The following is a 24,737-nucleotide window of genomic DNA, read 5'->3' as shown; positions in this document are numbered from 1 at the left end:
CTTTTATCGCAGTATGATTTATTCCCTTTTATATCACCTTATATCCCAGAAACTATAACCTTTTAATCCCTTTTATTTCTCTTTTTAACCCCATTTAAGTCACCTTAAAAGCATCAAATCCAGAGCTGGTCTGTAATACCTGAAGTTCTAATTAATAAATGAATTGTAGTTTATTAATAAAATTAAACAAACTACAGGCTGTCAAACCAGGTATTCAAAAGAATATCATTTGGATCATAACAATCATCTATAAGAAAATAAATGCTTGTATAGATAGATTATCAATATTTTTAATTAAATGCCTATTATGAAATAATAACGATGTAAATTGAAAAATAAAAGATTAAAAAAAGAAAAAAATGAAAGAAATTAAAATATAAGATCAAATTCAACTTTTTGAATACCATAAAAACAACAAAATGACTTGAATTTAATAAATTAAATCATGATTTACAATTTTGAATAATGAATGATTGCAAGACAAACATAAAATTAATTATAGATTTAATAAGATGAAATTATTTAGACTATTACCTTGGATGCTAAATATAGTTTTTGATTACAGGTATTATATTATATGGCTATTTATTTGATAACATTCATTTTTTACTTGCAATATATAAAGACAAATAATATGTTATATTGACCGTTTAAATCTCATAACTGACCAAGACAGTCAATAGTTAAGAAAATATAAAGTTTATAAACTGAAAATATCTAGAATTATTCAATCGAAACTTAATAAACAACGAAAACCTTGTAAATTGCAGGAATATTACATATGCTATTATATCATATTTGTGATACATATTTATTAAAATTGAAAGAAAAAATGCAAAAATATGTAATAAATTTGCATCCAAATACTATATAATTGATAATTTCAGCATTTTATATATAATTGAGTCTTGCAACATTCTGATATTGAAATTTATAAATTTTTACTTAAATTATTTATTCTTTTTTCAATGGCATCATCCCATCAATTGCACCAAAACTATAATTAAAACTTAATACATCAAATAATGATTAATATCGCTACAAAACTTGATCAATATTAATATTTTCATGATGTTAAGGCCTGTTCACTTCCGGTTTTCAGATCTGATTCTGGTAATCTGCGTTTCCAGGTGGGAATTGTTTGTTTTCTATGTTTAAATGAAAATGATTACATATAAAATATAAAGTATAAATAATATATAAAACGTAAATATTCTAATTAATACATATCAATTATATCAAATATTCATTTACTATTCAATATTTATATTAATTATAAAATATATAATATATTAAATATAGAGATTATTTTATATATTTGTATTAATTGAGATAAATAAAATATATATTATAAATGATTGCTATATTTGATATATAAGATATTGAAAATACATTAGATATAAAAAATACATAAGAAATAAAAGATATATAATATAGACGCATAATAAATATATAACATATATACATAATTGCGTACACATAATATATATAACATAAATATGGTAATAAATATAAGATACATAACATGTATATATTATTTATATATAACAATTATTTTAGATATATATGATATATATTTAGAGAATATAATAAATGTATATGATATATAATATATATGATATATGAGCTCAAATTTGAAAAACTAACAAATCATACAAAATATATTTAATATAGAAGATATATAACATTCTGGCGACATTGGGCCCATATCAGAAAGGTTGCTGATTTGAAATACATATATAACATATATAATTAATAATGCTTGGGCGTTTAAGATATAAAAGAACATAAGGCTACTATACCTGGCTTTCTACAGCAGAAAGCTATTAAAATGATGCTGGGATATAGCTATATAATATATATAACATTGCTGCTTTAGATTGCTTCAGGATCAAATCCAGAAAAAGATGTTATATAGAAAATGGGAATATAAAACATATAAGTTATATATATCAAAACAAAATTACACATGTATTTAGTATATATAACATTATTAATATATTTTGTATATAGATATAATAATACATATATATCATAAATAATAATTTTGAGATAATATAATATAGATTACATATATAACATATTTAATAGCTATATCATACAAATAATGTAGTATTATATTATTTATATAAGATATAGATATGATTATATACACATTATATAACTTATGTAGTACATAGATTATATAATGTGATTCTATTTAAGTTATTTGTGATATATAATTTATTTAAGAATAATATTTAAAGTTGTTTACATATATAACATGTATATCTTATATGATTATTAAATGAATTAAATATGTTATATATATTATTTTTAAAATATATTCGATATTACATATTGAAAGTAAATAAAAATAAGGATATAATAATTCAGGGAAAAAGTGAAAATAAATAAGATATATATGTTTTATAGGAGGAGATATGCGTATTATTGCTTTCAGTAATCAGAAGGGTGGTGTAGCTAAGACTACATCCAGTTATGCCATGGCTGTAGGCCTGGCAAAAAGGGGGTACAAAGTACTGGTTGTAGACGCAGATCCACAGGAAAACCTCTCAATGACAGCAGGAATCGACCTTAATGAGATTGATCCGGATCCTGAGGATATAGAGTCACTTACTGAAGATGAACAGAAATACTTTTACGATAATGTACCTGCCAAGCTTTTTGAAGTAATGAGCGGCGATAAGGACATAAATAAGGCGATTATTCCTATTCAGGAGAATCTGGACCTGATTATTGGCGGAATTGACCTGGCATCTGCTGATATGACCTTTAATATGGTGGCAAGAGAGAGACTTATCAAGAACGCCTTCAAGAAGATCAAGAAAGAGTATGATTTCTGCGTATTTGACTGCAGTCCGGCCCTAGGTGTGGTTCTTATGAACATCCTTACTGTGGCAGATGAAGTTATTATTCCCCTGGAGCCCGGTGCATACTCACTTCAGGGATTATCAAGACTCTACAAGTTCATTGACCAGATTCATGATTTCACCAATGATAAGCTCAAAGTAGCAGGAATCCTGGTAACAAAGGTTAGAAATACCTCAAATTCAAAGATTTGGATCGGTGATATAGAAGAGAAGGCAGAACTTCTGGGAACAAAGGTATTTGACTCAAAGATCAGGCTTAATGTATCGGTAGAAGAGGCACAGACAATGAAGATGGATCTGTTCTCATATGCAGGCGGATCTCAGGCAGCAAGAGACTATGATGACTTTATTGATGAGTATTTAGGAGGGGATGAGTAATGGCCAGTAAAGCGAGTATGTTGAAACAGGGCGCCAGGAAGACAGGAACGGGACTATTTCAGGGTATGAAGCCGCTTAGCGCAGCATCTGAAACTGAAGACAAAAAAGCTCCTGAAAAGGCAAAAGAAGAAGCAAAAGAAGAGTCTAAGGAGACAAAAGAAAAGGCTCCCACAAAAAAAGCAGAAGCGCCAAAGCCTGAGGTTAAAGAAACGGTTAAGAAAGAAGCTGAAAAGCCAGTAGCTGCGCAGGAAACAGTTGAATCTGAAAATGATAAGATATCAAGCGTTACTCCTTCGTCAACCGAATTAGTCAACGAAAAACAGGTCGCTGAGCCGGTTGTTCCACAGCCTAAAGAGCCAGTATTTGTCGAGGAGCCACAGCCTTCTCAATATGTTCAGCAGCCAAATACGCAGGATATGCTCCAGAAGGTCACAGAGCAGGCTCCCGCATATATGAATCAACCCATGAATCAGCCAGTGACTGCACCGGTTAATCAGCCTGTCAGTCAGCCTGTTCCAACGTACGTGCAGCCTCAGGAGCAGACTATTGCATATACTCAGCAGCTCCAGTATTCACAGCCTGTGCCGCAGCAGGTTCCTCAGTATATGAACCAGCCTGTTGTACAGCCTCAGTACAATCAATATGCAGCATACCAGCAGAGTGTTCAGACTCCGGCTCAGCCTGCAAGAAGAGGCAGAGCTGCAGCTAATTCCGGCGAAAAGAGCAGCAGATATGAGAAGGACAAATTCCTTCTTCTTGATATCAGGGGATACAGGGACTATGTAGAACATATGGCTAAAGCAGCCAATATGTCAGCCACAAAGTATATCAGAAGCCTTATCGAGCAGGATATGCTCAAGAATATGGATATCTATCAGGCTCATAAGGAACTGGAAGAAAGACTCAGAGGAAGACAGTAAGAGCATCTTTCAGAGTATAGATATAATAGTGATCAGATACAGCAAAAAAGCCTTGAGGCATATGCCTCAAGGCTTTTTATATAGCATATTTGAATTATTTCTTCTTGCCGTTAACAGCGTCCTTAAGGGCCTTACCAGCCTTGAATTTAGGAACTGTAGCTGCAGGAATCTTGATGCTGGCGCCGGTCTGAGGGTTCTTTCCTGTTCTGGCTGCTCTCTTAGCGGTCTCGAATGTACCAAAGCCTACAAGCTGAACTTTGCCTTTCTTCTTAAGCTCCTTAGAAACAGTGTCTGTGAAAGCCTTAACAGCCTTCTCGGAGTCCTTCTTGGAAAGACCGGTCTCTTTTGCGATAGCATCAACAAGTTCTGTCTTATTCATGGATTTTACCTCCCTCAAATAGAGTGTTTTCAACTACAAAAAAAATTTTACACCCATTTTATGCATGATACAAGACGTTTGGTTCGTAAAAATGCCAAAAATTATAGCGGTTTTTAGTGCATAATACTTAAAAACCGCTTAATTCAATACTTTTTATAAATTATTCTACCGAAAAACAGATGACATCACATGGTTGAAACTGTAGATTTGTAAAGCTTACGGAAATAGAAGCTTGAAAGTACCAGGGATGCCAATTCAGCAATAGGGAAGGCAAACCAGACATTATTAAGTACTCCTGTCTTGGATAAAAGCCATGATGCGGGGATAAGAACCACGAGCTGACGGCCTACTGAGATGATCAGTGAGTAAAAACTCTTGGAAAAGGCCTGGAATATAGATCCCATGGCTATACATATGCCTGCAAGAGGGAAGGATAAGCAAATAGTACGAAGGGCGGGAATACCGATTTTTACCATATCTTCCGATGCATTGAACATATGCAGCAGAGTCTCGGGAATAGCAAGGAAACATACTGTTCCGACACACATAATTGATAATGCAAGGATGAGAGCGAACTTAAGGGCTTCTTTAATACGCTCTTTATTTCTTGCGCCGTAATTATATGCAAGAACAGGTATAAGTCCGTTGTTAAGACCGAATACAGGCATAAAGAAGAAGCTCTGAAGCTTGAAATATACGCCAAATACAGCAGTTGCGGTTGATGAGAAGGTACCGAGTATCAGGTTCATCAAATAGGTCATTACGGAGCCGATTGACATCATCAAAATCGAGGGTATACCAACAAAATAGATATCTTTGATGGTTGATAAATCAGGTGTGATGATCTTTTTGAATGCAAAGTTGATCTCTTTGTTGAACTTCAGATTGCAGAATATTCCGATGCTACAGCCAACAAACTGTCCGAATACTGTGGCGTAAGCAGCACCCGCAACTCCAAGTTCGGGGAAGGGGCCGATTCCGAAAATCAGAAGCGGATCAAAAATAATGTTAATAATAGCGCCTGTTCCCTGAGAAATCATACTGTATATGGTCTTTCCGGTTGACTGAAGAAGTCTCTCAAATGTCATCTGGAAAAACAGTGCAAGTGAGCAGCAACAGATGATTCCGAGGTATTCTGCGCCGTATTCCCTGATCACAGGATTCGTAGTCTGAGTGTTGATAAATCTGCCGGCAAAAAATATTCCGATGATCAAAAATACGATGTAATTAAAAAATGTCAGGAGCAGACCGTTATTGGCGGCGGAATCCGATTTGTCAAAATCTTTTGCACCAAGGGATCTTGAAAGGAGTGCATTGATGCCGACGCCGGTACCGGAGCTCAGGGCAATCATAAGATTCTGCATAGGGAAGGCCAGTGTTACGGCAGTAAGAGCATATTCGCCTTCGCCGATCTGGGCTACGAAAATACTGTCAACAATGTTGTACAGAGCCTGCACAAGCATTGAGAGCATCATTGGAAGTGACATGCTGATGATCAGCTGCTTTACGGGCATAACGCCCATCTTGTTCTCTTTTGTGTTCATGATAATTCCTTTACTCTCTATTTCTCTTTTACAAAGTACACAGTATAACAGATTAAAAATATAAACATAAGACCTTTTTATGAATTATTATGGTTCAACACAGATAAATAAATATTTGAAATATTTATGGGTTTTTTCTTTGCTGTATAAATTAAAAAGGCTGATTGAATACAAGTCGGAACAGGCTTTTAATTTATTCTTTTGAATAAAATCTGTTATTTTTTCATAGGATTTTTCAATATTTATTTCTGAGTTGCCGTGATAACATATTACAGCCCTGGTGCTGGGGATTGGCTTACTTTGAAGGTCGTCTGCGGGAAGCAGCGATAAACTTACGATACTGTTGTAAACATATTTTTTATCTAAAAGATCTTCGTAAGAAATAGTTACACCGGTTGGAAAATTGGACAGGGCACCTTCTCCGGAGGTATGCCGCAGGTGCACGGATATATCTGAGGCTATGTCAGCGGTATGGAAAGCTCCGCCCTTATTGGAAATTAGCGTCTGAGTTATGCTTATTTCCGGAATCTGATCCAGCATGGGAATTCCGGTGCTGTCTGAATCATATTTTCCGAGGATCCACATTGCAAGGTGCAGGGAACTGATTTTTTTATTTATTAAATATAATTCCCGCTGCATATCGGTAATTTTGGAATTAACCATTCTTGTCAGGCTGTCCTTGGTGGAATTATGAATAATATTTTTGATTTCTTTGATTGAGCAGCCGGCCTGTCTCATGGTTGTGATAAAAAAGAATGAGCTGATCTGAGAAGCGGAATAATAATGATATCCGTTTTCTGGATCAATCCTTGGAACGAGAATATCCTGCTCATAATAATATCTCAAAGTGTCTCTTGTGGTCTCACAGAGCTTGGCGAATTGACCAACGCTGAGTGAATAATCGAGTTCATTACCCGAATAATCATTTTTGTCCATATTTGCCCCTAAATTTTGATTTTTGATTATTTAACGATAAACAATTCAAAAAAGTATTTTTCGCGCCTAAAACAGGCCAAATTTTGAGCCGATTTTAAAGCTGTTTTTTGGCGAAAAAAAATAATTGAATAAAATGTATTGACCTGGGGGTAACCCCCAAGTTTATTGTAGCAAAGAAAAGTACGAAATCAAGGCCAAATGTACATCGGTTACCTAAAAGGGAATGTAAGGTGTACAAAAAGGGAATACTTAAAAATGAATTCAAAAAAAGAAAAGGAGAATGAAAAAATGAAAGACGTAAAGGGAACAATCATCAGAATCATTGCAGAGTATCTTGACAAGGAGGAGTCAGAGATCAGTTCAAGCGCAACTTTTACAGATATCGGACTGGATTCACTGGATATCATGGAGCTTGTTATGCAGATGCAGGAGGAGCTCGATTGCAAGATTGAGCTTTCACAGGAGATCACAACAATCGACAAACTGGTTGAGCTGATTGAGAAGCAGTAATATCTCATAACAGACGATATTACATATTCGGAGGAGCAAAAATGGAAAAAAATCCGATTTGTGAGCTGCTTGGTGTCGAGTACCCGGTTATCCAGGGCGGAATGGCCTGGATAGCTGATGCGGAACTGGCAGCTGCAGTTTCAAATGCCGGCGGTCTTGGGCTTATAGCGGCAATGAATTCCAATGGGGAGCAGCTGAGAGAGCAGATCAAAAAAGCAAAGGCTCTTACAGATAAGCCATTTGGTGTAAATCTTATGCTTATGAGTCCTTTTATCGAAGAGGCGGTGGAAGTGGTCTGCGAAGAAAAAATTAAAGTTGTCACGACCGGAGCAGGCAACCCTGCCAAGTATATGGAGAAACTCAAAAACGCAGGAGTGACTGTTATATGCGTAGTAGCGAGTGTACCTCTTGCGGTAATGACCGAGAGAATGGGCGCCAGCGCAATAATAGCAGAAGGTTGTGAATCCGGCGGACATGTCGGTGAAACCACAACAATGGCACTTGTTCCACAGGTTGTAGATGCTGTAAATATACCTGTCATTGCAGCGGGCGGAATTGCCGACGGAAGAGGAATGGCAGCTGCATTTATGTTGGGAGCCAAGGCTGTGCAGATGGGTACAAGATTTCTTACAGCCAGGGAGTGCAATGTTCATCCCAATTACAAGGAAAAGGTTCTGAAGGCCAAGGACAGAGATACCATCGTTACAGGAAAAAGGCTCGGTCATCCTGTCAGGGCACTGAAAAACAGAATGACACGTGATTTTAATGAAATGGAGTCAGATAGCACTACACCGGCAGAAGTTCTCGAAAAAATGGGAGCAGGTGCTCTCAGAAGAGCCGCAATTGAAGGAGATGTGAAAACAGGATCTTGTATGTGCGGACAGATAGCAGGCCTTGTAAACAGTGAGAATACCTGTGAAGAGATCATCACCGGTATATGCAGAGATGCCCTCGCACTTATGGGGGCATGACGGGAGGAAGTATGGGAAAAATAGCGTTTTTAATGGCCGGACAGGGGAGTCAGTATCCGGGTATGGCCAGGGAATTTTTTGAAAACATCAAAGAAGTACATGACTTTTTCGGAGTTGCAGAGGCTATAAGGCCGGGAACTCTTGCTCAGATAATTTCTGGCACTGAAGAGGAACTTAAGCAGACAGAAAATACACAGCCCTGCGTCTTTCTCGCGGATATGGCCAGTGCTATGGCATTAAAGAACGAGGGAATTAATCCTGACGCAGCCGCAGGCTTCTCACTGGGTGAGGTCGCAGGACTTGCAATAACAGGCGCTATGTCAAAAGAGGATGCCTTTAAGCTTGTATGCACCAGAGGAAAGGCAATGAATAAAGCCGCAACTGAGCATGAGGGCGTCATGATAGCTGTTCTTCGCATGGACAAAGAGGAGCTTGAAAAAGTCTGTGAGGAAACGGGCGTATATCCCGTTAATTATAATTGTCCGGGACAGATCGTGGTTTCCGGCAAAAAGAATGAAATGAAACATCTGATGGAAATCTTATCCGAAAAAAAGGTGAGATACGTCGAGCTGGCCACATCAGGCCCTTTTCACACACCATATATGGGCGGCGCTTCCGAGGAAGTACGCAGCGTCTTGAAGGAAAAGAAGTTATATAACATAAATAGCACTGAAATACCGCTCTATGCCAATATGACAGGTACTCCTTACCCTTCGGAAGAAGAGGAAATAGCTGAAACACTGGCACTTCAGGCATCTAACAGCGTCAGATGGGAAGAAACCATCAGAAACATGGTAAAGGACGGAATCGACACCTTTATCGAGTGCGGCCCCGGTAAGACTCTGTCAGGTTTTGTAAAAAGAATCGCCCCGGAGGCAAAGATTTATAACGTAAGTGATATGGAATCCCTTATGAAGGTCAAAGAGGCTCTTGCAGGAGCTTAAGACTATAGGGAAAGAGGTGGATATATGATCTTAGAAGGGAAAGTCGCGGTAATTACCGGCGGAACAAGAGGAATAGGTCAGGCAATTGCCGGTAAATTCGCAGAAAACGGAGCTGACCTGGCTATTATAGCAACACGTGTTACCGATGAAGCAAAAAGCGTCGTTATGGAGCTGGAACAGACCGGAAGAACCGTAAGGCTCTATACCTGCGATATTTCTGATGCAGAGCAGGTTGCTTCGGTTGCAGAGGAAATCATGGCGGATTTCGGTAAAGTGGATATTCTGGTAAATAATGCCGGAATAACAAGAGATAACCTTCTTCCAAGCCTGGGAATAATGGATATTGACGATGTTATTAACGTGAATCTCAAGGGAACCATGTATATGACAAGGGCATTTATCAGAAATTTCATAAGGCAGAGAAGCGGAAATATCGTAAATATCAGTTCCGTCGTTGGACTTATGGGAAATAAAGGACAGACCAATTATGCCGCTTCCAAGGCGGGAATTGTAGGCTTTACCAAGTCTGTTGCCAAGGAATACGGAAGAAGAAATATCAGGTGTAATGCTATTGCACCGGGATATATCGAGACTCAGATGACTGAGAAGCTCCCGGAGAATATTCAGGAAGAGTTAAAAAAATCCCTCGCAATCGCAAGGCTGGGAAAACCCGAAGATGTGGCTAATCTGGCGCTTTTCCTGGGAAGCGACAATTCATCTTACATAACAGGAGAAGTGATCAAAGTTGACGGAGGAATGTATGTGTAGAGTAGTTGTAACCGGCATGGGAGTAATTACCCCTGTTGGAAATGATTTGGATACTTTTTGGAATAATCTTAAAAACGGTGTCTGCGGAATTGATAAAATCGGCCGTTTTGATGCATCAAGGCTTAAGGTAAGTCTTGATGCGGAGGTTAAGGGGTTCGAACCCAAATCCTGTTATGACACCATGCAGGAGATCAGAAAATCAGATCTGTTCATGCAATATGCCATGGGAGCAGCCAAGCAGGCAGTTGAGCAGAGTGGGATTCTCGAATCAGACCTGGATAAAGAGCGTTTTGGTGTGTATATAGGCTCAGGAATAGGCGGTATTAACACAACCATCAGAGAGACCAACAAGCTGGCTGAAAAAGGACCTGAGATGGTGTCTCCTTTCTTTGTTCCCATGATGATCAGTAATATGGCGGCAGGCGCAGTTTCGATCAAGTTCGGGGCTAAGGGACCTACACTTCCGGTGGTTACGGCCTGTGCCACATCAACCCACACAATTGGTGAGGCCTACAGAGCAATCAAGCACGGTTATGCGGATGCAATAATAGCAGGTGGTAGCGAAGCTTCGATAAATGAGTTGGCCATGGCCGGATTTGTAAACTGCCAGGCCCTTAATCTTGCAGAGAATCCCGATGAAGGAAGCCTTCCCTTCGATAAGAGAAGCGGCGGCTTTGTAATGGGTGAAGGTGCGGGAATCCTCATTCTTGAGGAGTATGAGCGCGCCAAGAAGCGCGGCGCCAAGATCCTTGCAGAGGTTGTCGGCTATGGAAATACCGCTGATGCATATCATATAACAGCTCCTGATCCTGAAGGAGACGGCGCAATTAGAGCGATCAAGAATACCGTAAAAGAAGCGGGAATAAGCGATGACAACGAGATCTACATCAATGCCCACGGTACAGGAACACATTTAAATGATGCAATGGAGACCAAGGCAATCAAGGCTGTTTTTGGTAAAAAAGCATATGATATTCATGTTAGCTCAACCAAATCCATGACCGGCCATATGATGGGAGCAACAGGTGCGGTAGAGGCAATTGCTTCTGTTCTTGCTCTCAAGGACGGAATAATCCCTCCAACCATCAACTACAAGGAAAAGGATGAGGAGTGTGACCTTGATTATACGCCTAATGAGGCTGTGGAGGCAGATATCGAATATGCTATCAGCACATCACTTGGCTTTGGTGGACATAACGCATGTATTGCATTCAGGAAATACACAGAGGAATAAAAAATGAATTCTTTAAATGATTACGGAGATCTTTTTGAAAGGCTTGGGCTAACGGAACTATCTGTAAAAGAGGGAGATTTTGAATTAACTCTTAAGAAAAAAGCTGATATTTCTGAGGCTGTTGTCGTAAGGGAAAATGCAGAAGAAACCCCGCAAAAAAATAATAATGTAATCAGCATTGACGGTGGCAAAACCAATCCCAAGGGACAGAGTAAGCAAGGTACAGAGGTTAAGGCCCCTCTCCTTGGAATTTTCTACGGTAAAGTTGGGGAGAAAGAACCCGTAAAGGTAGGCGACAAGGTTAAAAAGGGCGACTGCCTCTGCACCATAGAGGCCATGAAGATGCTCAATGAAGTGCTTTCCCCAATTGACGGCGAAATCGTGGAAATTTCCGCGAAAGACGGAGAGCTTGTTGAATACAATCAGATGTTATTTGTTGTTGCATGATTTTCTGAAAAATAAAAAGAAAAAGGAAAAAAATGAATAAAGAAGAATTGATGAAAATCCTTCCCCACAGAGAGCCCATGCTCCTAGTGGAGGAGGCCTTCGTAAACGAGGATGGGACGTCAACGGGGTATTACACCGTAAAGGGCGATGAATATTTCCTTCAAGGGCATTTCCCCGGAAATCCCATCGTACCGGGAGTTATTCAGTGTGAGATGATGGCGCAGTCAGCCTGCGTATTATTTGCTGACAAGATGACACAGGAAGGGTTCATTCCGGTGTACACAGGACTTGATAAGGTGCGCTTCAGGGGAATGATAAAGCCCGGAGATACAATCAGGATCGACACAAAAATATTAAGAGAGTGTCCACCTATGTTCATGCTTCACGGAGAGGTGTCGGTGGACGGAAAAAGATGTATGAGCGGAGATTTTTCTTTTGCAATCGTAAAAGAAGATAAGGAGAGCTGATATGTTTTCGAAAATTCTTATTGCAAACAGAGGCGAAGTTGCGGTCCGCGTAATTAGGGCCTGCAAGGAAATGGGAATAAAAACAGTTGCTATATATTCAGATGCCGACAGGGATGCGCTGCATGTTGAAATGGCTGATGAGAGCTATTGCATCGGCGGACCGCTGGTCAAGGACAGCTATCTGAATATGGCTGCGATAATTACCGTTGCCAAAAAATCCGAGGCCGAGGCCATTCACCCCGGCTACGGAATGCTGTCGGAAAATCCCGAATTTGCCAGAATTTGCGAAGAAAATGAGATAACATTTATCGGTCCCGGCTACGAGGTTATGGCTAAAATGGGGCAGAAGGAGCTGGCAAGGGAAATTGCCACAAAGGCAAATGTTCCGATCTGCCCCGGTAGTGATCTTATAAAAAATGTGGAAGAAGCAGTAAATATCGCAAAAGAAATAGGATACCCTGTTATTTTAAAGGCGAGAGCAGGAGGCGGAGGCAAGGGCATCAGAATCGTAAGAGAAGAGGCTGAGCTGGAAAATGCCTTCTATCAGGTAAAAAAAGAAGCAAAGAGCTCTTTTGCCGATGACGAAGTCTTCATGGAAAAATACCTTGAGGGTGTGAAGCACGTGGAGGTTCAGATAATCGCCGACAAATACGGGAAGGTTCTGGCGCTTGGTGACAGGGACTGCTCTGTTCAGAGAAAAAATCAAAAGCTTATTGAGGAGTGTCCTGCTCCGGTTCTTGCAGAGGACGTCAGAGAAAAAATGTATGAGGCCGCAAAGGGCCTGGCAAAGGCCGTTGGTTATGTGACCGTTGGCACTGTGGAATTTTTGCTCCATGGAAATGATTTTTATTTTATGGAGATGAATACGAGGCTTCAGGTGGAGCATTCGGTTACGGAGATGGTATGCGGGATCGATATTGTGGAATGGCAGATACGAACCGCTGCAGGAGTGGCCCTTGCCTTCGACCAGGATAATATTCTCAGGAACAGACATGCCATTGAGTGCAGGATCTGTGCGGAGGATTCGGCGACCTTTACACCGGCTACCGGTAAGGTTGAGCTCCTTCATGTGCCGGGAGGCGTGGATGTGAGATTTGACTCCGCGCTGTATACAAATTACGAAATCACACCATTTTATGATTCCATGCTGGGAAAGCTGATCGTATGCGCCTCCACAAGGGACGGAGCCATCAGAAAAATGAAGAGCGCCCTGTCGGAATTTGTCTTGGTGGGCGTCAGCAATAATAGAGATATTTTTATGAAGTTTATGAATAACAGTCGTTTTGTATCGGGTAATTATGATACCGGAATTTGTAAGAAAGTGCTGTGAAAAATGGAATTAAAAAAATTATTCCTAAAGGCGGATAATGAGCTGGAAAGTGCTCCAAACAAGCTGTTGGGAAGAAAAATAACCTGCAAAAAATGCGAAAATAAAATAAGTGTCAGCAAAATAAGAAAAAATTATTTTATCTGCCCGCAGTGCGGACATTATTTTACCGTAAGGGCCAGAAGAAGAATTCTGATGCTGACGGATAAAAGAAGTTTTATTGAGATGGACGCAGACCTGGAGTCCAAAAATATCATAAGTTTTCCCGGATATGAAGAAAAGCTGGCGGCTGCCAGGGAAAAGAGCCGGGAAAATGAAGGCGTTATATGCGGGACAGCAACCATTTGGGGAAGAAAAATATGTATTTTTTCCATGGATGCGAATTTTATGATGGGATCCATGGGTGCTGTTGTGGGAGAGAAGATCACAAGGCTCTTTGAATATGCCACGGATAATAAGCTCCCTGTTCTTGGAATTACTGTATCCGGCGGAGCCAGAATGCAGGAGGGAATGATCTCTCTTATGCAGATGTCCAAGGTGTCAGCTGCGGTTAAAAGGCATAGCAACAGCGGCGGCCTCTATATAGTGCTGATGACCAATCCCACAACGGGCGGCGTTGACGCAAGCTTCGCAATGCAGGCTGATATTACTCTGGCGGAGCCGGGGGCAAGAGTTGGTTTTGCAGGTCCCAGAATTGTTGAAAAGACCACCAATCAGCCGCTACCGAAGGGCTTTCAGAGGGCTGAGAGCGTTCTGAAGTGCGGGTTTATTGATGATATTGTGCCGAGAGAGGTTCAGATGGACTATCTTGGGAAGCTCTTGGAGCTTCATGGGGAGAAATAATTATGGATGCATATGAGATTGTTAAGGCGGCCAGGGAAGAGGGACGTCTTACCGCTATAGATTATATAAATGAGATTATTGAGGATTTTGTCGAATTTCATGGGGACAGGCTCCATGGTGATGATAAAGCTGTGATCGCAGGCATCGGAAGGCTGGGAAATACCGCGGTTACGGTTATAGGTGTAGAAAAAGGGAAGAATACCAAGGAACGCATAACTCATAATTTCGGAAGTGCCAAGCCCGAGGGTTACAGGAAAGCCCTAAGGCTCATGAAACAGGCGGAAAAATTTAAAAGGCCTGTTATCTGCTTTGTCGATACTGCGGGTGCCTACTGCGATCTATTATCTGAAGAAAACGGGCAGGGAAGGGCCATCGCCGACAATCTGTTTGAAATGTCTGATCTGAAAACCCCCATTTTATCAATTGTAATAGGAGAAGGCGGAAGCGGAGGAGCGCTGGCGCTGTGTCATAGCGACCGGATCTGGATGATGGAAGATGCTTATTTTAGCGTGGTTTCTCCCGAGAGCTGCGCAAACATCCTCTGGAAAACTACTGACAAAGCTCCTGAAGCTGCTGCAGCCCTGTCTCTTACGGCTAAAGATCTGTATAAGCTAGGGATAATTGACAGAATCTGTCCCAAAGGTGACCAAAAAGGGCTTAAAAAGGAAATGGAAAAAGAGCTGGAAATACTGATGAATACTGAGTTAACTGAGCTTATTGAAGGCAGGTACCGAAAATTCAGGACAATTGGCTACTGATGTTATTTATATTGTGAAGAAGAGGTGCAAAATGTCTGAAATATACGAAGATTATTACAAAGAAATAACAGGAAAAAACGGTGAAATAATTAAAATCGAGACTTCGGTGACCCCGCATTTTAATTTTGCCTATGATGTCATGGACAGGCTGGCGCTTGAAAATCCTGATGGAACTGCCATGGTACATGTAAGCGCCGAGGGAGCGAGAACAGTTTTTTCGTATGCTGATATTAAGCGACTTACCGATAAAGCAGCTAATGCATTTATGTCACTTGGAATAAACAGGCATGATAGCGTGATGCTGCTGCTTAAAAGAAGATATGAATTCTGGATCAGCATTCTTGCGCTTCATAAGATTGGTGCGGTGGCTATTCCCACATCTCATATGGTGTCTTCCGAGGATATTGAGGAAAGAATAAAGATTTCCGGTTGTAAAGCTGTGATCTGTGTTAATTCTGAGCATATATGTAAGAAAGTCGCAGATGCTGTTGATAAATTTGATGTAGTAAAAATCGCTGTTGGAGAAAAATATGAGGATTTCATAGAATTCAGCGGTTTGTTAGAAGGGGCAGCGGCCAACTTATTTCGCATAACTACGGATGCAGAGGATGACATGCTCTATTATTTTACTTCCGGAACCAGCGGATCGCCAAAAGCAGTTATTCACGACTTTTCTTATCCGATAGCACATATTTATACTGCAAAAAAATGGCACGGAATAAAAAAAGGAGGCCTGCATCTGACCGTTGCCGACTCCGGATGGGCCAAGACAGCCTGGGGCAAGCTCTACGGACAATGGTTCCTTGGAGCTTCGATCCTTGTATATGATTATGAGCAGTTCTATGCAGCTGATCTGTTAAAATTAATTTCCGAGGAGGGAGTAAATACTTTTTGTGCACCTCCGACGGTATATAAATATTTAATTTTGGAAAAAATAAATGATTTTAATTTAAATAACCTTTGTTATGTTACAACCGCCGGAGAGCCCATGCCTAAAGAGGTTTCAGCTAAATTCACAGAAAAAACAGGCCTTGTAATTCGAGAAGGTTTCGGCCAGACTGAGACCGCACTTCAGATATGTACACCGGAGGATGGAGTGCAGGTTCCGGGGTCAATCGGAAGGCCTTCACCACTTTATAACATAGCGCTGCTGGACGATGCAGGAAATCTTGCAAAACCCGGGGAAGAGGGAGAAATAGTGATAATTCCTGACTCCGAAAGGCGTCCTATAGGAATTTTCAAGGGATACCTGGGAGATGAGAAGCAATATGAGGAAGTTTGGCGCGGAGGCGTTTATCACACTAAGGATAAGGCTATAGGTGACCAAAAAGGGAACTTCTTTTTCCTTGGAAGGGGCGATGATGTAATTAAATCAAGCGGCTACAGGATCGGCCCTTCCGAGGTTGAGGATATCCTTATGAAGCATCCTGCGGTGTTTGAGTGCGCTGTAACAGGATTCCCTTCTAAGAACAGGGGAAATGTGGTTAAGGCCAGCATCATTCTTAAAAAAGGTTATGAAGCCAGCCAGAAGCTTATCACAGAGCTGCAGGATTTTGTAAAAAAGAGGGCAGCTATATATAAATATCCAAGAATAATTAAATTCGTGGACGATCTGCCCAGGAGTTCCAGCGGCAAGATCAGCAGAGCCATGATACGCAAACAGGATGAAGCAAACGTTGGATAAAGCTCTTTTTTATAGTGCCTTGAATCTCTGAGTTGTATCGCTTAACTGTTCGGTGATCTCATTATTCTTGACGATTGCCTGGGATATCTTCTTAATACCGCCTACGATCTCCGCTGAATTTTCAGCAGAAGAGGTAATGGCGATGGAGCTTTCTTTTATTGATGTGGTGATCATCTGAACGGATTCTACCATTTCCTCCATGATATTATTGAGGTTCTGGGCCTTTTTATCAAAGCTTTCAAGCATTTCATCCATTATATCTGCTGTATGCTCGTATTTTTCACCGGTGGTAACGAATTCGTCATAATCGCCAAGGACGGTTCCATTGATATAATCAAGAGCGGACTGGGCGTTCTGAGCAAGACTGTTAACGGCTTCCGTTACTTCGGTGCTGATTACCTGGATATTTGAGGCGGTTGAGCGGCTGTTTTCAGCAAGAGCACTGATCTCGGTGGCTACTACTGCGAAACCTTTGCCTGCTTCGCCTGCTCTTGCGGCTTCTATGGAGGCATTGAGAGCAAGGAGATTGGTGCGCTGGGCTATATCAAGGATCTGGTTGGTGAGTTCACCGATCTGGCTGACCTTACCGGAATCCTGTACGGACTGGGAAAGAACTGCGGAGAGCTGTGATACCTGATCGCCTGCCTCCGCTTTTTTGGCGGTTACGCGCTGTTTCAGTTCATTTGCTTCCTGCTTGATTGATATCGCGGTCTCTGTACCGCTCTGGGCCTGATCTGTGATCTCCTGTGCGGCGGATTTGACATCTTCAACCCTGTCATTGATTGAGGATACTGTTCCGGCAACGTTCTCCATATTGGCGGAGAGCTCTTCCAGAGCGGCTGAGGTGTTAGTAACGTTGTCATCCGCAATCTTAAGCTGACTTGCTACCTCTTCGGAGGCTGAGGTGAGGACGACGGAGCCGTTTTTCACATCCTTCATAATGCCCTGAAGGGTCTCTATAAAGTGATTGATACCCGTAGTGATAAAAAGAAGCTCTGAACGGGTCTTAGTCTGTATTCTGGCAGTCAGATCGCCGTTTCCTTCCTCAATATTGGTTATCATATCGTTAACTTCGCCGCTGACGGAGCGGATCTTCTTGACGATATTTATGTAGCAGATAAGGAAATTGATGATAATCAGAAGCAGGATTACAACGGTTCCGGCAAGAGCAATTATATTGCCGGATGCAAGATTGGCCTGCATCGCAGTGGTTGTTTTATTTGCGGAGGCTGAAATTGCCTTATCTATAGCCTTGGCAGAGTGGAAAATAGCCACCTTCTGGATTTCTGCTTTGTTAAAAAGTATATTGTAGGCAGAAGCCTGGTCTCCTGCGTCGCATTTTGCAATCGCAGAGTCTATAAGGGTCGACAATCTGGAATACTGTGCTGAGATCTCAGATAACTGCGCAGTTATCTCTTCATCGTCGTAGTCTGCAAAATCGCTGTTAAGAGTGGCGATATCTGTGGAAATAGCATCTCTTGCCACCTGGAGCTGCGGTAAAAGAGCTTCTTTGGTCTCTGCGGCATCTGCTGAAACATAACCTGTGGCCTGGTCAAAAAGCGACATTACGTCATTCTTGAGGGCGGCTTCATGCTGAGTAAGATTCATCATGGATCCAAACATGGAAATACTGCTGTTTGTGGAATTGACCATTGAAGTCATCACCAAAAGCATTACAATAACAAACGCTATTAACATCAGCAAATTTAGCGATGATAACTGGAATACAATGGAATCCTTGGTTTTAATCTTAAGTTCTGTAGGGTTATTCATAGGGCCACCTCCTTTCTTACAGCTTCTTGAACCAGTCGGTTGCTATCTGCTGAATCTTTTTGGTAAATCCCGCTGCATCCACCTCGCCTTTGGCAAAGGACTGGAAGGCGAAAGCAAAGCCTTTTTGTCCGAGATTTTCGGGCATATCCATCCAATGCCAGCTGGAGGTCTTACCTGCGGAAATATATTCCGAGATCGTGCTTGCAAAAGGATCTGAAGCCACATATTTACAATCCTTGAAGGGACTGATAAATCCGGCTTCTTCAACCATTACCTGTTGAGCTGAGTCCTCAGAGCACCACTGAAGGAACGCCATTGCTGCGTCCGCCTGACCTTCCTTAGGAACAGCCCACCAGGAAGGAGCGCTGGTTAAAATAGTGTCCTGGCCTTCCTCAAAGGCGTAGGGAATCATACCGACTTTGAAATTACCGGCAGCTGCATAGGAGGAGGCTTCGTCGCCTACAAGAGTTGCACCGATCCAGGATCCTTGTGTGATAAATGCGTATTTACCTGCAGCGAAATTGTGAACCTGGTCGCCATAGGTTCCGTTAACCAATAGAGCGGGATCAGAGTAATCTATGAAGAGGCCGATCATATTCGCATAACCAAGAAATCTGTTTTCATCCAGCTTAACTTCATTATTTAACTGGTCGATATATTTTGTGTCGGTTCTGGATAGGCCGGAATCGAAATATGCGCCCATAAGGTGATTACCACTGGACCAGCCTAGATTTTCAGGCTCAGCGCAGTAGCCTACCACAGCGGTAAGTCCAAGAGATGATTTCTGAGAATCAATTTTTTTGAAGGCTTCTTCCATTGAAGAGGGACCTGTGATGCTCTTTGGATCTATTCCGCATTTCTCAAGAATATCGGCGTTGTAAGCAAGGCCGATGGCCTCAGTGGTATAGGGAAAACCAAGAGTTCCGTAGGTGCTGTCAACGTAGGCCGCATCTGTCTTGGAGGCCCATCCCTGATCGGACATGTCCATGAGAAGCCCTTCCCAGTTGGAAAAACCTGAGGCTTCGCAGGCGATGATATCAGGCATCTGGTCTGAGAGATAATAGCCCTTCAAAGTTGCCTGAGCGTCTACTCCTGCGGCTACAGGGATAATCTCAACTGTAACACCTGTTTCCTTTTGGTAGCGATCTGCCAGAGCTTGAAGCTGCGTGTTAACTTCAGATTTAATATTTAGGAGTTTCAGTGATGTGACCTGAGATTGCGATTCATTTTCCTGGCTCTTTGATGAATTTTTTCCACAGCTGATTGATGAAGCCGCTAAAGTTATGACTAAAAAAATGGATAAAAGTATTCTTTTTCTCACAATAGAAATCCTTCTTTTCTGAAATATTTTGGGATAAAGCAATAATGAATACAATAGTGATAAAATATAATTAATATTACATATATATTATGACAAGAAAAATGACCGTAAGACATAAAAAAACTATGAAATTTCTATATTTTATAGGACTTTGAAGATTTATTTATAGGCTTTGCTAAGGGAAAAATATTCGCTTTTTATAAAAATTATTCTTCTATTAATACGAATATAGGTTTATAATCACTGTATATATTTATAGGGAGTAGTATGTCATCATGAAAAAGTTTTGTAATTCCAAAAATGTAAAAAAGAGCGCTGTTACTGCGCATTTTAAGAGGGGCCTGGCCCTTGCGGTAGCTGCATCTGTAGCTCTGACAGGCGCCGACTTCACATCCATGGCTGTGTCAGATCAGGCAGAGATAGATCCCATTGAGATAGCAGGTTTTGAAGATCTTGCAGAGGAAGTTGCATACCAGCAGCTTGAGGTAGGAGCTTCTGAGGCAGACATCGTTCTACCTAATACTCTTAGAGCAACCAAATCCATTAAGGAAGACAACATCATAGACGAAGTTGATGAAGAGGTTTCTGAGACACCTGAGGACTCACAGGATGACAGCAGTGAGGACAACGGATCAGAGAGCTCTGATAATAATGCGGAATTAAACGAAGTTCCCGTTGAAGTTATCGAAGAGGAGACTCCCGCAGAAGATTCACAGGAAGAAGAGATCACTGTTGAGGAAGAGAACATCGTAGCACGTATCATCGGCGGCCTCTTCAAAAATGTATTCGACAGCTTCTCAACAACTGCTTATGCAGCTGATTCCGAGGATATTACAATTACAGGAGTTGAATGGTCTCTTAGTGAAGAGCTCAGCGACAGAGCAGAGTTTAAGGCTGATGAGCAGTGGCTTAGATATGTATATGTTCCTGAGATTCCTTCCTGCTATGTAACTGATGCAACACTTCCTAATATTACTGTTGATATAATCGGCGGAGAGGTACTTGGCGAAGTCAGAGTTAGTGATGAGCCTGAGTATGAAGAATTAGAATTACTTGAGAATGATGAGTTTGAAGATGGCGATGCAGAGTTTGAGGCTGAGGAAGCTGAGGCTGAGGAAGAGCCCGGCGTAGATGAAGTTGCTCCTGAGGGAGAGTATTCATATATCTCTAAGGCTAATGAAACCAAGCTTATCATTGATATTTTGAAAGCAGCAATGACATCAGGCGGTTCTACTCCAATAATCGCAGATGAAGATTTGACTAAGGTTGAAGTTTCAGAGGTTACTCCTGCTGAAGGTACTTCAGAATTCTTCGAAGTTAAGAAGTATACAAAATCAGGTGAGACTCTTGTGGAGGATGCTACCAACGGTGAATATGGTATCCACGTGTTGAAGGCATTTAATGAGGAGAAGATAGTAACTGTTAAGCTTAAGGAAAAAGTAACAACGACAGGTGATACTACTACTCCTACCACACCTAAGGAATACACTTTTAAGATTAAGTTAACAGCAGACCCTGCTACTGAAGAAGTAGAAATAACTGTAGCTGATAAATACGTATATCATAATACGCTTCAGACATTGGCAAAGGCAGATGTAACTGTTACAAAGAAGTCTACTTCAACTGTGGTACCGGCAGATGAGTACGATGTTGAAGAAATATCACAGAAGGATGTAGGTGAATATTCATTCAGAGTAACATTCAAGGGAGCAAGTGCAGATCTTGTTCAGGCAACAGGTAAGTGGACTATTAAACCTGTTGAAGTAAAACTTGTGGCAGATAACAAAGCGAGTGTTATCACTGAGGATTTACAGACTCCTTCCTATAAGATTGAATGCATTAATACAGATGATGCTAAATATTTTACTAATGTTCATACTGATCAGCTCAAAGGAGTTACAGTAAAATATGTAACCGAGCCTGACAAGACTAAGGCAGGTACATATGACATAACATGTAGCATCGAGGGTACAGATCCTAATTACAATATTGTTAGTGCTCAAAATGTACATACTGCTAAGTATTATATTGTTGGTAAGATAAGACAGAGGGTAAAAGCAGGTTCAGCAACATACGATACAAGCTTTACTATTTCCAAAGGAACCTCATATTATGCAACTGTAGTAGCCAGTGCCAGCTCAAATATGATTGCGAAAGGTGCTAGTTTCTATTCTATTTATAAAGACTCTACCGGAGCAGTTGTTGCACAGGTAAGCGCTAACAGCACTGAGGGAGTACCGACTGAGATTGGAAAATACTCCGTAATATCGTATTACAAAATAGGCTCAATCAATACAGGAAGCGGATCGAATATTACCGTATATTCACCCGACTCAATAGCAACTAATGAGATTACCTACGAAATCGTTGATTCCAAAACAAAGATCACAGATTCTTCCGTTAAGTTAAATAAAACATCATTTACTTACAACGGAAAGGATCAGGGACCTACAGTAACAGTTACAGTAAACAATGTTAAGCTCGTGGAGAATACAGATTATACTGTTACCGGTGATGAAGAATTGGATGCAGATGATTATGAGGTAACTGTAACCGGTAAGGGCAACTATGAAGGTACCGTTACCAAGTCATGGAAGATTAATAAGGCATCAATTGCCAATGCTACAATTCCTTCCGGAACAAAGACATCTTACTCCTACACAGGTAGTGCTATTACACATGAGACACCTGAGACCATCAAATTATCAGGCTTCTCAGATGCGCTTGAGTCAGATGTTGATTTCGAGGTGGATACCAGCAAGTCAACAGTCAGTGCTACTAAAGCTGGCACATATACCGTATACCTTAAGGGTATCGATAACTTTACCGGAACCAAATCATACACTTGGAAGATCACATCATCATCAAGTTCTTCCTCAACAACCGGTAAGGCAACCTCAAGTGTTAACTTTAGTAATCCGGACAATGTAACTTCCGGCGTATCAAATGTTTCATCATCAGCGCTTTCTTCTTATGCTACATCCAAGAAAGAAGCCGGTAAGACAACAACTTATACACTTAATGTTAAGCCTATTTCCAAATCAACACTTAACTCTGTAGAGCTTAATGCAATCGCAGAGTATGGCGATGACTCAGTTGTAACAACAGACAGCCTTAACATTACCGTTCACAGAACTGTTAAGGATTCTGAAGGAAATGTTGAAGTTGATGAGGACGTAAGCGACCTTGGAGCATCTATTGACGTAGCTTGCTACATCGGAACATCTAATGCTTCCAAGACAATCAATATCATTCGTGAGCACAACGGACAGATCAAGAAGTTCGATAAGTTATCCGCCAGAGCATCAAGCGCTCCTAAGGACGGAACTTATTATGTAGATAAGACCAACGGCAGAGTATATATTTACTCACAGTATTTCTCACACTTTACTCTTATCTACACAGCAACAGATGCTGTTGTTAAGACTTCAAGAACCGGTACCGCTTCAAGCTCAAGCAGTAGCAGTGATCCCGATGCACTGGGAGCAAGAGCTCCTCAGACAGGTGATAACCTCCCTGTAGTATGGGTATGGGTGATCGTTCTGCTGGCAGGCGTTGCACTTATTGGCTTTTCAGCATTCGAGCTTAAAAGGTTTAAAAGAGGCGACTTCAAAAAAAAAAGATAAGCAAGATTGAACGTTACTTTATAATCTTCGTTCTGGTGGTCTCAACCGTATTTAAGTTCATCGGAAAGAAGATCAAAGAATACAGATATCATCTGCTGTTCGCTACCGGAGCAATTATGGTGGCAGTAGCTGCCGGAGTAATATTTGTTACATTGCAGGAATACAACAAGTCCAAGAGCCTCTACAATGAGACAAATGAAGAGTTTGTTTCGATAAATGAAGAGGCTAAGAGAAAGGTCGAAGCCATAGATACAATAATTCCCGAAGCCAAGGAGTCTGATACAGAGGCCCAGGAGCTTGGCTGGTGGAATGAGATCAGCGTAGATCTGACAGGACTTGAAGCCAGAAATTCAGATATTATCGGCTGGCTGTACTTCGAAAATGAGAGTATCAGCTATCCGATCCTGTATTCAGGAGATAATATCACTTATTTGAGAAAGACTTATGACGGTAAGGCTTCCACCGCAGGTTCCATATTCCTGGACGGAGAGTCTACACCTGATTTTAGTGATCCTAATGTTCTTATCTACGGTCACAACATGAGAGATCTCTCAATGTTTGGTAAGCTCCGTTATTACAAGACAGATAAGAATTACTACCAGGATCATCAGTACTTCCAGATCTTTACACAGGGCAAGGTATACAGATATCAGATCTTTGCCTATGCTGATGTTAAGGATAACGATCAGATATATTATGCTTATGGACCTAACCCCGATGATTTCGGCGGAGCTGTTAAGCATATATTGAACAAATCCTACATCAAGACAGACCTGTACAGTGAAAATGACAACATTGTCACCCTATCGACATGCACGTCAGCTTCTGACGACAGCCGCCTTGTAATCTGCGCTGTCAGGGCAGATGAGCACGATCTATAATATCTAAAATAAAACTGCTTACGAAAGTGAGCAGTTTTATGCTGTGTTCAATTAATTGTAATTTAATAAACAATTATTTGTTAATTTATTTGGGAAGATGTAGAATTATTGTACAGACGTTTTTGCCATGTGTAGCGACTTCCAAGGAGAATC

Annotated in this window: 20 protein-coding genes; 15 read left to right on the top strand and 5 right to left on the bottom strand. The window is 41.0% G+C overall.

Going from position 1 to position 24,737, the window contains the following annotated elements; translation table 11 throughout:
• Window positions 1–2,423: 2,423 nt before the first annotated feature.
• Both NXH67_RS01940 and NXH67_RS01935 read left to right on the top strand, forming a co-directional pair.
• Entirely contained in the window at window positions 2,424–3,251 is an 828-nt protein-coding gene (locus NXH67_RS01940; protein WP_022778350.1) for a ParA family protein, read from the top strand.
• Window positions 3,251–4,171 carry a hypothetical protein gene (locus tag NXH67_RS01935; RefSeq protein ID WP_272796184.1) on the top strand — a complete coding sequence of 307 codons (921 nt, stop codon included), beginning with the start codon at window positions 3,251–3,253 and terminating at the stop codon, window positions 4,169–4,171. The genes NXH67_RS01940 and NXH67_RS01935 overlap by 1 nt, the downstream gene beginning before the upstream one ends.
• 94 nt (window positions 4,172–4,265) lie before the next feature.
• Here the strand turns inward: NXH67_RS01935 and NXH67_RS01930 are convergent, their stop codons facing one another.
• The 3 genes from NXH67_RS01930 to NXH67_RS01920 form a co-directional block, all read right to left on the bottom strand.
• Window positions 4,266–4,550, bottom strand: coding sequence for an HU family DNA-binding protein (locus tag NXH67_RS01930; RefSeq protein ID WP_272796183.1), 285 nt, complete (start codon window positions 4,548–4,550; stop codon window positions 4,266–4,268).
• A 185-nt stretch (window positions 4,551–4,735) separates the two neighbouring features.
• Complete coding sequence (locus tag NXH67_RS01925; RefSeq protein WP_022778347.1) at window positions 4,736–6,094, bottom strand: MATE family efflux transporter; 1,359 nt, start codon at window positions 6,092–6,094, stop codon at window positions 4,736–4,738.
• 87 nt (window positions 6,095–6,181) lie between these two features.
• A complete protein-coding gene (locus NXH67_RS01920; protein WP_272796182.1) occupies window positions 6,182–7,030 on the bottom strand; it encodes a MerR family transcriptional regulator in 849 nt (282 codons plus the stop codon).
• Between the two features lie 198 nt (window positions 7,031–7,228).
• On the opposite strand from NXH67_RS01920, the gene NXH67_RS01915 reads away from it, so the two are divergent.
• Genes NXH67_RS01915 through NXH67_RS01865 form a run of 11 tightly spaced genes read left to right on the top strand, consistent with a single transcriptional unit; the run spans window position 7,229 to window position 16,983 of the window.
• Window positions 7,229–7,540: an acyl carrier protein gene (locus NXH67_RS01915; protein WP_081644299.1), complete on the top strand. Its 312-nt coding sequence runs from the start codon at window positions 7,229–7,231 to the stop codon at window positions 7,538–7,540.
• Between the two features lie 41 nt (window positions 7,541–7,581).
• Window positions 7,582–8,511: an enoyl-[acyl-carrier-protein] reductase FabK gene (gene fabK, locus NXH67_RS01910; RefSeq protein WP_272796181.1), complete on the top strand. Its 930-nt coding sequence runs from the start codon at window positions 7,582–7,584 to the stop codon at window positions 8,509–8,511.
• An 11-nt stretch (window positions 8,512–8,522) separates the two neighbouring features.
• The gene (locus NXH67_RS01905) at window positions 8,523–9,455 is read left to right on the top strand and encodes an ACP S-malonyltransferase (protein ID WP_026668670.1); all 933 of its coding nucleotides are present in this window, start codon (window positions 8,523–8,525) and stop codon (window positions 9,453–9,455) included.
• 24 nt (window positions 9,456–9,479) lie between these two features.
• Window positions 9,480–10,223, top strand: a complete 744-nt coding sequence (gene fabG, locus NXH67_RS01900) for a 3-oxoacyl-[acyl-carrier-protein] reductase (RefSeq protein ID WP_330676553.1) — start codon at window positions 9,480–9,482, stop codon at window positions 10,221–10,223.
• On the top strand, window positions 10,216–11,457 hold the full coding sequence (fabF, locus tag NXH67_RS01895; protein WP_272796180.1) for a beta-ketoacyl-ACP synthase II: 1,242 nt from the start codon (window positions 10,216–10,218) through the stop codon (window positions 11,455–11,457). Before fabG ends, fabF begins: the two co-directional genes overlap by 8 nt.
• 3 nt (window positions 11,458–11,460) lie before the next feature.
• On the top strand, window positions 11,461–11,904 hold the full coding sequence (locus NXH67_RS01890) for an acetyl-CoA carboxylase biotin carboxyl carrier protein (RefSeq protein WP_272796179.1): 444 nt from the start codon (window positions 11,461–11,463) through the stop codon (window positions 11,902–11,904).
• A 32-nt stretch (window positions 11,905–11,936) separates the two neighbouring features.
• Window positions 11,937–12,371, top strand: a complete 435-nt coding sequence (locus NXH67_RS01885; RefSeq protein ID WP_272796178.1) for a 3-hydroxyacyl-ACP dehydratase FabZ family protein — start codon at window positions 11,937–11,939, stop codon at window positions 12,369–12,371.
• 1 nt (window position 12,372) lies between these two features.
• The gene (locus NXH67_RS01880) at window positions 12,373–13,701 is read left to right on the top strand and encodes an acetyl-CoA carboxylase biotin carboxylase subunit (protein ID WP_272796177.1); all 1,329 of its coding nucleotides are present in this window, start codon (window positions 12,373–12,375) and stop codon (window positions 13,699–13,701) included.
• A 3-nt stretch (window positions 13,702–13,704) separates the two neighbouring features.
• A complete protein-coding gene (locus NXH67_RS01875) occupies window positions 13,705–14,541 on the top strand; it encodes an acetyl-CoA carboxylase carboxyltransferase subunit beta (protein ID WP_272796176.1) in 837 nt (278 codons plus the stop codon).
• 2 nt (window positions 14,542–14,543) lie between these two features.
• Entirely contained in the window at window positions 14,544–15,299 is a 756-nt protein-coding gene (gene accA, locus NXH67_RS01870; RefSeq protein WP_272796175.1) for a carboxyltransferase subunit alpha, read from the top strand.
• A gap of 31 nt (window positions 15,300–15,330) precedes the next feature.
• Entirely contained in the window at window positions 15,331–16,983 is a 1,653-nt protein-coding gene (locus NXH67_RS01865) for an AMP-binding protein (protein ID WP_272796174.1), read from the top strand.
• A 9-nt stretch (window positions 16,984–16,992) separates the two neighbouring features.
• Here NXH67_RS01865 and NXH67_RS01860 read toward each other — a convergent pair whose 3' ends face one another.
• Both NXH67_RS01860 and NXH67_RS01855 read right to left on the bottom strand, forming a co-directional pair.
• Entirely contained in the window at window positions 16,993–18,756 is a 1,764-nt protein-coding gene (locus NXH67_RS01860) for a methyl-accepting chemotaxis protein (protein ID WP_272796173.1), read from the bottom strand.
• A 16-nt stretch (window positions 18,757–18,772) separates the two neighbouring features.
• Window positions 18,773–20,077: an ABC transporter substrate-binding protein gene (locus NXH67_RS01855; protein ID WP_272796172.1), complete on the bottom strand. Its 1,305-nt coding sequence runs from the start codon at window positions 20,075–20,077 to the stop codon at window positions 18,773–18,775.
• A gap of 275 nt (window positions 20,078–20,352) precedes the next feature.
• Between NXH67_RS01855 and NXH67_RS01850 the strand changes: the two genes are divergently transcribed.
• Entirely contained in the window at window positions 20,353–23,703 is a 3,351-nt protein-coding gene (locus NXH67_RS01850) for a hypothetical protein (RefSeq protein ID WP_272796171.1), read from the top strand.
• 35 nt (window positions 23,704–23,738) lie between these two features.
• Complete coding sequence (locus tag NXH67_RS01845; protein ID WP_272796170.1) at window positions 23,739–24,584, top strand: class B sortase; 846 nt, start codon at window positions 23,739–23,741, stop codon at window positions 24,582–24,584.
• Window positions 24,585–24,737 lie beyond the last annotated feature (153 nt).

The organism is Butyrivibrio sp. DSM 10294 (genome assembly GCF_028539135.1).
In the GTDB taxonomy this organism is placed as follows: Bacteria; Bacillota; Clostridia; order Lachnospirales; family Lachnospiraceae; genus Butyrivibrio.
This window is presented reverse-complemented; position numbering and strand designations above follow the sequence as displayed.

Excerpts from the sequence above, each read along its gene's own strand:
- NXH67_RS01940 (WP_022778350.1), top strand. The coding sequence starts at position 2,424 with ATGCGTATTATTGCTTTCAGTAATCAGAAGGGTGGTGTAGCTAAGACT.
- NXH67_RS01935 (WP_272796184.1), top strand. The coding sequence starts at position 3,251 with ATGGCCAGTAAAGCGAGTATGTTGAAACAGGGCGCCAGGAAGACAGGA.
- NXH67_RS01930 (WP_272796183.1), bottom strand. The coding sequence starts at position 4,550 with ATGAATAAGACAGAACTTGTTGATGCTATCGCAAAAGAGACCGGTCTT.
- NXH67_RS01925 (WP_022778347.1), bottom strand. The coding sequence starts at position 6,094 with ATGAACACAAAAGAGAACAAGATGGGCGTTATGCCCGTAAAGCAGCTG.
- NXH67_RS01920 (WP_272796182.1), bottom strand. The coding sequence starts at position 7,030 with ATGGACAAAAATGATTATTCGGGTAATGAACTCGATTATTCACTCAGC.
- NXH67_RS01915 (WP_081644299.1), top strand. The coding sequence starts at position 7,229 with ATGTACATCGGTTACCTAAAAGGGAATGTAAGGTGTACAAAAAGGGAA.
- fabK (WP_272796181.1), top strand. The coding sequence starts at position 7,582 with ATGGAAAAAAATCCGATTTGTGAGCTGCTTGGTGTCGAGTACCCGGTT.
- NXH67_RS01905 (WP_026668670.1), top strand. The coding sequence starts at position 8,523 with ATGGGAAAAATAGCGTTTTTAATGGCCGGACAGGGGAGTCAGTATCCG.
- fabG (WP_330676553.1), top strand. The coding sequence starts at position 9,480 with ATGATCTTAGAAGGGAAAGTCGCGGTAATTACCGGCGGAACAAGAGGA.
- fabF (WP_272796180.1), top strand. The coding sequence starts at position 10,216 with ATGTGTAGAGTAGTTGTAACCGGCATGGGAGTAATTACCCCTGTTGGA.
- NXH67_RS01890 (WP_272796179.1), top strand. The coding sequence starts at position 11,461 with ATGAATTCTTTAAATGATTACGGAGATCTTTTTGAAAGGCTTGGGCTA.
- NXH67_RS01885 (WP_272796178.1), top strand. The coding sequence starts at position 11,937 with ATGAATAAAGAAGAATTGATGAAAATCCTTCCCCACAGAGAGCCCATG.
- NXH67_RS01880 (WP_272796177.1), top strand. The coding sequence starts at position 12,373 with ATGTTTTCGAAAATTCTTATTGCAAACAGAGGCGAAGTTGCGGTCCGC.
- NXH67_RS01875 (WP_272796176.1), top strand. The coding sequence starts at position 13,705 with ATGGAATTAAAAAAATTATTCCTAAAGGCGGATAATGAGCTGGAAAGT.
- accA (WP_272796175.1), top strand. The coding sequence starts at position 14,544 with ATGGATGCATATGAGATTGTTAAGGCGGCCAGGGAAGAGGGACGTCTT.
- NXH67_RS01865 (WP_272796174.1), top strand. The coding sequence starts at position 15,331 with ATGTCTGAAATATACGAAGATTATTACAAAGAAATAACAGGAAAAAAC.
- NXH67_RS01860 (WP_272796173.1), bottom strand. The coding sequence starts at position 18,756 with ATGAATAACCCTACAGAACTTAAGATTAAAACCAAGGATTCCATTGTA.
- NXH67_RS01850 (WP_272796171.1), top strand. The coding sequence starts at position 20,353 with ATGAAAAAGTTTTGTAATTCCAAAAATGTAAAAAAGAGCGCTGTTACT.